Here is a 6,918-nt window from a genome sequence, read left to right as displayed (position 1 = left end):
TGTTTGCTGTGTGGTGGTTTGTGTTTGGTCTTTTTGTGTGCTGGTGGGGGTGGGGGGGGTGGGGGCCCCCGCGCTCCCCCCCCCCCCCCACCCCCCCGGGAGGCGGGTCGGGGTCCGGAAGGTCAGGCGGCCTTCTGGACCGTCCACACCTGGGTCGCGCGGCCGTCCGCGCGCTGGAGGTCGAGCAGCCAGTCGCCGTAGTACGGGCGGTTGCTCACCGTCAGGGCGTAGCCGCCGCTCGCGTCCGTGACGCTCATTCCGCCGCCGCGGGCCGAGAGCTTCCACTGCTGCGCGGAGTTGTTGCCGCACGCCTGCTGGGCGATCCACATGCCGGGGGCGGGGGCGCCGCCCGTCTGCAGGCACTTGCCGGAGACGGCGGACTTGATGCGCACGAGGCCGCTGCCCGCGTCCTCGAAGAGCCACTGCTGCTGGGCGTAGCCGTTGGCGCGGCCACCGACGAGCACGGTGCCGTCGGCGCTGCGGCCGCCCCACACCTCGGCCGCCATGCCGGTGCTGCCGTTGCCGAGGGTGTAGCGGGCGCCGGGCGTGGTGGTGCTGCCCGCACCGGTCGTACGGAAGGTGGCGGTCGGGCCGGCCCCGCTGTCACGGCCGGAGGCGTCGCGGACCGAGACGGCGACCTTGTACTGCGTGCCGGGCTGGAGGTTGTAGATGCGCAGGGCCTGCGACTGCACCCAGGTGAGGTGCTTGCCGTTCAGCAGGACCTGGTACCAGGCGGCGCCGTCGACCTTCGGCCAGCTCACCACGACCGAGTTCGACTGGATCTGGGCCGTCGTCACCTTGGGGCCGCCCGTGGGCTTCTTGGTCGGCGTCGGGGTGGGCTTCGGCGTGGGCTTGGGGTTCGGGTCGGGGTTCGTGCCGCCGCCCCCGCCCCCGCCGTTGGCCTTCATCAGGAACTGGTTGTTGGCGATGTTCCAGTGCGTGGCGAGGTAGCTGCCCGCCTTGGGATTGGTGTGGAAGTAGTCGTCGTGGTTGCAGTCCAGGATGTTCTCGGCGGCCTGGTTGGAGCACATGATGCGCATCTGCGGGTAGTACGGGGTGTCCGAGTAGCACATGACGTCGTACTCGTCCGTGCAGTGGGCGCCGCGGCTGGTGTTGGGGGCGCTGTTGTTGACCGCGCCGAGGTTGTGGCCGAGTTCGTGCGCCGCGGTGTGGCCGCCCCAGCAGCCGGAGTCCGTACGGCCGTAGGAGGGGCCGAAGTTGCTCTGGTTGTCCTGGCCGGGGCGCTCGTCGCCCGCGAAGGTGCCGATGCCGCAGTAGACCTGGGTGTCCGCGAAGATCATGTACTTGCGGTCGCGCCGGTTGAGGCCCTTTTCGGCGAGCGCGTTGTTGGTCGCGCTGAACTCGGAGAGCGCGGAGGCCGGGAGCTCGATGTTCAGCACGGTCGGCGTGCAGTCGGCGGCCGTGACGAAGCGGATGTGGCGGATGCCGCCGGTCTCCTGGGCGCTCGTCGAGTAGATGAGGTCGGCGTCGGCCGCCCACTTGCGGAACGAGGCGAAGTACTCGGAGTAGCGGTCGCGGTCGGAGCCGTGGACGTACACGACCTGGATGCGGTTGCCGCTGCTGCCGTCGCCGTCGCACTGGACGGTCTGCCCGGCGGGGCCGGCCGCGACGGCCTGGCCGCTGCCGGACGCGGCGGGCTTGGGCGCCGCGGAGGGCGCGGCCTTGGCGGACTGGGCGTCGGCGGCGGGCGCGTCCTGAGGACGCCCGCTGCCTTCCGCCGCGGCGGCCGCGTCGCCGGACTCGGGCTTCGCCGGGTCGGCGGCCGCGGCCTTCGTCTTCACGACGGGCGCGACATCGGCCTTGATGTCCACGTCCTTGGGCGGGGCGTCGGGGCCGTGGGTGCAGAGCCCGGCCTCCGTGCGGTAGACGCCGACACAGCGGTCGCCCTTCGGTGCGGCCTTGAGACCGTCGAAGACCATGCCCTTGGCGGTCTCGTTGGCGGGCTCGCCCACGATGGGCGCCGGCTCCGCGTCGTGGGCCGGTGCGGCGGCGGACTGTACGAGGGTGTCCGCGGCCGCATCGGCCTGTGCGGGCGTCCCTGCCTGGGCGTCGTCACCGAGCCCCGAGTAGGCGATGCCGCCCGCTATCACCGCCGCCGTGGCCATGGCGGCGGTGAGGAGTATCAACCGGCGCGGCTTGCGCCGGTGTTCGCGCTGCTTCCTGCGATGTCTAGTCATGCGCACCTCAAATCCTTGGTCGGAGGAGTGGGTGCGCCGCAGCCTGCCAGACGGGCGCGGTGGAGAATTCGGACAAACGGGAATGGGGTCCGAGATATCAGACTGTTACCTGCTGGCTGGATTTGATGAACAGTCAATTACCTTCTGTTGCAAGGGGGTTACGCGCGTAGGCCGCTAATGGTCCAGGCCTTTTCGAGGATCTCGTTATCAAATCGAGATATGACCCGAACCCTTGTTGACGGTAATTCAGTCAGGGATTCATCTAATTGCTACCTGCCGAATTCCCCTCGTCACGAGCGGTGAGGAATCCTCCCCTCCGCCCCAGCAGGATGCCTGCCAAGGTCAGCAGCAGTCCGCAGATCTGTCGGAATGTGAGCGTCTCTCCGGCGATCGCCGTGCCCAACAGGACGCCCGTGACCGGGTTCAGCAGTCCCAGCAATCCCACCGTCGCGGCCGGCAGCCGCCGCAGGCCCGCGAACCAGGCGGCGAAGGCCAGCGCCGTCGCGACGACCGTGACGTAGCCGAACGCCAGCAGCGCCGGAACGTCGAGGTCCGGCGGTGATCCCTCGATGCCGGCGGCGAACGGCAGCAGCATGAGGCCGCCGCCCAGCAGCTGCCACGCGGTCGAGGCGAGCACGTCGGCCTCCGCGCTCCACCGCTTGGCGAGGATGTAGCCGAGCGAGGACATCGCCATGGCGGCCACGGAGGCCGCCACGCCCAGGGCGTCCACCGGGACGGCCCCGGTGAACAGCATCAGCGAGACCCCGGCCACGCCGAGCCCGGCACCGGCCAGCTGGGGCGGCCCCGGCCGCTCGGCGATCAGGGCCCACGCGAACAGCATCATCACCAGTGGAGCGGTCGCCATCACGGTCGAGGCCGTACTCGTCGGCAGTCGCTGCGCGGCGACGTAGACCAGTGCGAAGAAGCCGCCCATGTTGAGGAAGCCGAGCAGCAGGGACTTCCCCCACCAGGAGCCGCGGGGCCGCCGGCGGCGGACGGCCAGGAGCAGCAGCCCGGCGGGCAGGGCCCGGAAGGCCGCTCCGTACAAGGGGTGGCCGGCGGGCAGGAACTCCCGGGTGACGTAGTAGTTCGTGCCCCACGCGATCGGCGCGACCGCCGTCACCAGCGACCACCGAAAATTGTCTTCCATGGAAGACATAATACCTTCCATGGAAGCTATACTGCTCGGGTGAGGCAAGAACCCGATGAGACGCATGCACAGGCCCCCGCGGCAACGCGCGCCGACCACGTCGCCCGCATCCAGGCCGAGTGGGCCCGCGAGCGCCCGGACGTCGACGTCGCCCCGCAGGGCGTGATCGGCCGGCTGCACCGGCTCGGTCTGCTCCTGACGGACCGCCTGACCCTCGTCTACCGCCGCTACGGCCTGAGCGAGGGGGAGTTCGACGTACTGGCGGCCCTGCGCCGCGCGGGTGCACCGTACGAGCGGGCCCCCGGCGAGCTCGCGGTGCACACGATGGTGACGACGGGCGCGATGACCAAGCGGATCGACCGGCTGGAGCGGGACGGTCTCGTCGCGCGCCGCCGTTCGGCCGCCGACGGCCGAGGACGCGTCGTCGGCCTCACCCCGGCCGGGCGCGAGCTGATCGACCGGGCGTTCACCGAGCACATGGACAACGAGCGGAGCCTGCTCGAAGGCCTGACCCCGCAGCAGGCGGCGCAGCTGGAGACGCTGCTCACCGCCTGGCTGGCCCGGGTCGAGCCGCCACCCGGGTCCTGACCGGCCGACTCCCCGCCGACGGCCGGCTCCGCGCCGACGGCCTCCCCGCTACCGGCGGCCGCCGAGCTTGACCCACTTCGCCGTGCTCGGCACTCCCTTGGCGTCGAGCAGGAACAGCATGTAGTACCCGGGCGGGGCGTCGGCCGCGCCCGGCGGTGTCCGCAGCCCGATCGCGGACCCCCGTACGCCCGTGATCGGGAGCTCCAGATGGCGCTGACTGGTGTTCACCGCGTGGGTGACCGTCGTCGGAGCCAGGAGCACGGCGCGGGTGACCGCGGCCGCGGTGGAGCTGCGTACCTCGAACGCCGCCCCGTAGCCCAGCTCGCCCCCGGGCGCCCGGTCCAGGGCCGGCCGGCGGCCCTGGTGCAGGTACGCGGGCTCGTAGAGCTCGATGCTGCCGTCCATCTCGTCCCCGATGTCGGGGTCGTTGGCGATCTGCTGGAGTTCGTCTCCGGTCACCATCATCCGGCCGTCCGGCAGCACCAGGGCATTGGAGTGGTAACCGCGGGGCAGCCGTTGGGACGGCCCCAGCCTCCAGTGGCCCCGCGCATCGCGCAGTTCGATCTGCCGGTACGAGAGGTCGGCCTGCGGGTTGAACGGGCCGTGCCCGTAATCCCGGGTGTCCAGGGCGCCGTTGACGGTCAGCAGCGTGCCGTCCGGGAGGATCAGCGTGTCGTCCTGGGTCCGCCCGAAGGCCCGCGGCTGCTCCGTGGTCCACCGGCCGCCGGAGAGCCGGTAGGTGTTCGGGTCGTGGGGATCGCCGCCGAGCACCAGGACCGAGTCGGGTCCGCGGAACCCGGCCGGCAGCGGTACCGCCGAGCCGTATCCGCGGAAGTCGGCGGGCCGCCGGGGCAGATCGGTCCGCGTCTCCTTGACCGGGTCGAAGAGCCACTGCTGATCGGCGTCCCGGCCCAGGCCGTAGATCATGCCGTCGCGCAGCGAGAACAGGTGCGGATAGTCGTTGCGGAACGGGGCGTCCGCGCGCAGCCGCTCGGCGGCCAGGCCGACCGGGATGTCGTACGACCGCCAGGGCACGGGATGGCGCAGCGCGGGGAAGCGCTCGACGACCGGGGTGGGCGTGCCCGTGCCCCGTTCGGACTGGCCGGACATGATGATCTGGCGCCCGTCCGCGCCCGTCACGACCGAGGGGTACCAGCGGCCGACGGCCATGTCCTGGTTGCGGAACCAGGTCTCGGTCCACGGGTCGAACACGAAGGACAGCTTCGCGCCGCTGCCGCCCTTGCCGCCCGTGTTGCCGCCGAAGACCCCCACCATGCCGTTGGGCAGGAAGGCGTGCCCCGCGCAGAAGAACGGCGCCGGGCGGGGGATGTGCGTACCGTCGGGCATCAGTACGGTCGGCGGCTCCACCTTCTTGAACGCCCGGGCCCCGGTGCCGCGGGAGGGGTCCCACAGGAAGGCGCGGCCCGCGTTCGTCCGGCCGATCCGGTCGGTGGGGCCGGTCTCCTTGGTGGGATTGACCTCCACGCGCTCGAAGGAGAACAGCAGCACCTTGCCGGTGGGCAGCAGCGCGGTGTGGACGCCGAAGTCGGGGGAGGGGAAGAACTCCGTGAACCGTCCGGACCGCGCCGCGGAGAACGCGGCGTTGGCCTGTCGCTGCGAGGCGGTGAGGGCCGCCAGGCTCGCGGTGCGCTTCGACTGGGGGTACTCCTTGGGGCCCTTGACCGCGTCGCGCCGCTGTGCGTGCGCCCGGGCGTGCTCCGCGCCGATCACGGCGGCCTCGTCGGGGTCGGCCTCGATCCGCTCGGCCCCTTCGGGGTCGGCCCCGGCCCGGGCGGCGGCGTCGTCGGGCCGGTGGTGGCCGGGCGGGTTGGTGTGCCCGGCGGCCGTGGCGGAGGCGGGTGGGGCGGGTGCGGTGAGGGAGGCGAGGGCGGCGGCCGCGGCCACGCAGGCGGACAGCACGGCGGACCGCCGTGCGAGCGGACCGGGCATGGGCTCTCCTCCGTCAGCGGGCTGCCCATGATATGAGAAATGCCGTTATTGAGGTGAAATGACGCGGGTGGCGCGGGTGAAGGTGGGGCGGTGTGGGCCGTTCGGCCCCCGCCTCCGACGTGCCGAATCGTTTCTTCGGTGAATGCGGTCGTCCGACCGGGTGAGGCGACGCACCCGGTGACCCCCGGCGACTGCCCCCGCTGGCTATCCATGGCGGTGTGATCACATCACTGCGCACCGCTCGCACCGCACTGACCGCCGCCGCCGTGACCGGATGCCTCGTCACGCTCTCGCCCGCGGCCGGAGCCACCGACACCTCCTCCGCCGCCACCGCGCCCCCCGGCCGGATCGCCGTCGACGTCGCCTCGGTCAACGGCTCGGGCTGCCGCCCCGGCACCGCCGCCGTCGCCGTGGCCCCCGACAACTCGGCCTTCACCGTCACCTACAGCGAGTACCTGGCCTCGGCCGGCGGGGGAGCCGCCGCCACCGAGGGCCGCAAGAACTGCCTGCTCTCCCTCCTCGTACACGTCCCGCAGGGCTACACCTACGCGGTGTCCCACGTCGACTACCGGGGCTACGGCAAGCTGGAGCCCGGCGCGACCGGCACCCAGAAGGCCAGCTACTACTTCCAGGGCATGAGCCAGACCGCCAACCGCACCCACCAGTTTCACGGGGCGCTCGACGACAACTGGCAGGTGACCGACACCACCGGCATCGAGGCCCTCGTCTTCGCCCCCTGCGGCGAACAGCGCAACTTCAACATCAACACCGAGCTGCGCGCGGAGGTCGGGACCTCCGACGCCTCCAAGACCAGCTACATGGCCGTCGACTCCACGGACGGCAGCATCAGCTCCGTCTACCACTTCTCCTGGAAGCAGTGCCCGGTCCGCCGCTGAACCGGCCGCCGGTACCGGAACGTCCCGAGCGGCGGGGGGGGGGCGGCGCCCCCCCCCCCCCCCCGCGCCCGCGCCCCCCCCCCCCCCCCCCCCCCCCCCCCCCCCCCCCCCCCCCCCCCCCCCCCCCCGCCCCCCC

General features: G+C 72.1%; 5 protein-coding genes. 2 read left to right on the top strand and 3 right to left on the bottom strand.

The annotated features are described in order from the left end of the window. Positions 1-122 precede the first annotated feature (122 nt). Together ACFXA3_RS21325 and ACFXA3_RS21320 are read right to left on the bottom strand one after the other, a co-directional pair. On the bottom strand, positions 123-2,198 hold the full coding sequence (locus ACFXA3_RS21325; RefSeq protein ID WP_385188891.1) for an RICIN domain-containing protein: 2,076 nt from the start codon (positions 2,196-2,198) through the stop codon (positions 123-125). A gap of 262 nt (positions 2,199-2,460) precedes the next feature. Further along, positions 2,461-3,348 carry an EamA family transporter gene (locus ACFXA3_RS21320; RefSeq protein ID WP_385188889.1) on the bottom strand — a complete coding sequence of 296 codons (888 nt, stop codon included), beginning with the start codon at positions 3,346-3,348 and terminating at the stop codon, positions 2,461-2,463. Positions 3,349-3,387: 39 nt separating this feature from the next. Between ACFXA3_RS21320 and ACFXA3_RS21315 the strand changes: the two genes are divergently transcribed. Next, complete coding sequence (locus ACFXA3_RS21315; protein ID WP_385188887.1) at positions 3,388-3,936, top strand: MarR family winged helix-turn-helix transcriptional regulator; 549 nt, start codon at positions 3,388-3,390, stop codon at positions 3,934-3,936. A gap of 48 nt (positions 3,937-3,984) precedes the next feature. On the opposite strand, the gene ACFXA3_RS21310 is transcribed toward ACFXA3_RS21315, so the two are convergent. Next, positions 3,985-5,886 (bottom strand): galactose oxidase-like domain-containing protein, encoded by a 1,902-nt coding sequence (locus ACFXA3_RS21310; protein ID WP_385188885.1) that lies wholly within the window; start codon positions 5,884-5,886, stop codon positions 3,985-3,987. A 218-nt stretch (positions 5,887-6,104) separates the two neighbouring features. Between ACFXA3_RS21310 and ACFXA3_RS21305 the strand changes: the two genes are divergently transcribed. Continuing rightward, positions 6,105-6,782 carry a DUF4360 domain-containing protein gene (locus tag ACFXA3_RS21305; protein WP_385188883.1) on the top strand — a complete coding sequence of 226 codons (678 nt, stop codon included), beginning with the start codon at positions 6,105-6,107 and terminating at the stop codon, positions 6,780-6,782. The last annotated feature ends 136 nt before the right edge of the window (positions 6,783-6,918 follow it).

The sequence above is a fragment of the Streptomyces sp. NPDC059456 genome (assembly GCF_042750055.1).
Lineage (GTDB): Bacteria > Actinomycetota > Actinomycetes > Streptomycetales > Streptomycetaceae > Streptomyces.
Note: the sequence above shows the minus strand (reverse complement) of the source record. Positions and strands in the feature narration are given on the sequence as shown.